Here is a 1,987-nt window from a genome sequence, read left to right as displayed (position 1 = left end):
GGTCCCCCTGGACGGCGGCCGCTTCGCGACCTCCGACCTCAACGACCTGTACCGCCGCGTCATCAACCGCAACAACCGTCTCAAGCGGCTCCAGGAGCTCAACGCCCCGGACATCATCATCCGCAACGAGAAGCGGATGCTGCAGGAGGCCGTGGACGCGCTGTTCGACAACGGCCGCCGCGGGAAGACCATCACCGGCCCCAACAAGCGGCCGCTGAAGTCGCTCTCCGACATGCACAAGGGCAAGCAGGGCCGGTTCCGTCAGAACCTGCTCGGCAAGCGCGTGGACTACTCCGGTCGCTCCGTGATCGTGGTGGGCCCCGAGCTGCGCCTGCACCAGTGCGGCCTGCCGAAGATCATGGCCCTCGAGCTCTTCAAGCCCTTCATCTACAACAAGCTCGAGGAGAAGGGGTACGTCACCACCATCAAGAGCGCCAAGAAGATGGTGGAGAAGGAGCGTCCCGAGGTCTGGGACATCCTCGAGGACGTCATCCGTGAGCACCCGGTCCTCCTGAACCGCGCGCCCACCCTGCACCGTCTCGGCATGCAGGCCTTCGAGCCCGTCCTCATCGAGGGCAAGGCCATCCAGCTGCACCCGCTGGTGTGCGCCGCCTTCAACGCGGACTTCGACGGTGACCAGATGGCCGTCCACGTGCCGCTCTCCATCGAGGCTCAGATGGAGGCGCGCGTGCTGATGATGTCCACCAACAACATCCTCAGCCCCGCCAACGGCAAGCCCATCATCGTCCCCACCCAGGACATGGTGCTCGGCATCTACTACATGACGCGCGCCCGCGAGTTCGCCCACGGCGAGGGTCGCGTGTTCTCGTCTCCGGACGAGGTGCGTGCCGCGTACGACCATGGCGAGGTGCACCTCCAGGCCAAGGTCGTCTGCCGCATCGAGGGCAAGCGCAAGGAGACCACCGTCGGCCGCGTCATGCTCTGGGACATCGTCCCGCGCAAGGTGGGCTTCGACGCCATCAACAAGGTGATGGACAAGAAGTCGCTCGGCGCGCTCATCGACCTCTGCTACCGCCTCACCGGCGAGAAGGAGACGGTGCTCCTGGCCGACCGCGTCCGGTCGCTCGGCTACACCCACGCCACCAAGGCGGGCATCTCCATCGCGCTCAAGGACATGATCATTCCTGCCAAGAAGCAGGAGTTCCTGGACTTCGCGCGCAAGGAAGTGGCGGAGATCGAGAACCAGTACCTCGAGGGTCTCATCACCGACGGCGAGCGCTACAACAAGGTCATCGATATCTGGGCGGAGATCACCGAGAAGGTGGCCGCCGAGATGATGCAGCAGATCTCGCAGGACGAGGCCTCGGGCGAGCGGGATGGCAAGCGCGAGACGCGCAAGCAGCCGTCCTTCAACCCCATCTACATCATGGCCGACTCCGGTGCGCGTGGTAGCGCCCAGCAGATCCGCCAGCTCGCCGGTATGCGCGGCCTCATGGCCAAGCCCTCCGGTGAAATCATCGAGACGCCCATCACGGCCAACTTCCGTGAAGGCCTCTCCGTGCTCCAGTACTTCATCTCCACCCACGGCGCTCGTAAGGGTCTGGCGGACACGGCCCTCAAGACGGCCAACTCCGGCTACCTCACCCGCCGTCTCGTGGACGTGGCGCAGGACGCCATCATCACCGAGTACGACTGCGGCACCATGGACGGTCTGTTCATCGGCGCCCTGGTCGAGGGTGGTGAGATCATCGAGCCCCTCGGCGAGCGCATCCTGGGCCGCGTGGCCCTCGATGACATCCTCGATCCGGTGACGAACGACGTGCTCGTCCGCGCCAACGAGGAGATCGACGAGGATCGCGTCAGGCGCATCGAGAACAGTGGTCTGGACCGGGTGAAGATCCGCTCGGTGCTCACCTGCCAGGCCAAGCGTGGCATCTGCGTGGAGTGCTACGGCCGTGATCTGGCCCGTGGCCGCAAGGTGTCCATCGGCGAGGCCGTCGGCGTCATCGCGGCGCAGTCCATCGGC

1 protein-coding gene is annotated in these 1,987 nt (G+C 65.4%); it reads left to right on the top strand.

All coding sequences use genetic code 11. The annotated features are described in order from the left end of the window. On the top strand, positions 1–1,987 hold a 1,987-nt coding region (gene rpoC / locus VF794_RS37455; protein WP_331118104.1), incomplete at both ends, for a DNA-directed RNA polymerase subunit beta'.

Origin of the sequence: Archangium sp., from assembly GCF_036389735.1 — a bacterium.
In the GTDB taxonomy this organism is placed as follows: domain Bacteria; phylum Myxococcota; class Myxococcia; order Myxococcales; family Myxococcaceae; genus Archangium.
This window is presented reverse-complemented; position numbering and strand designations above follow the sequence as displayed.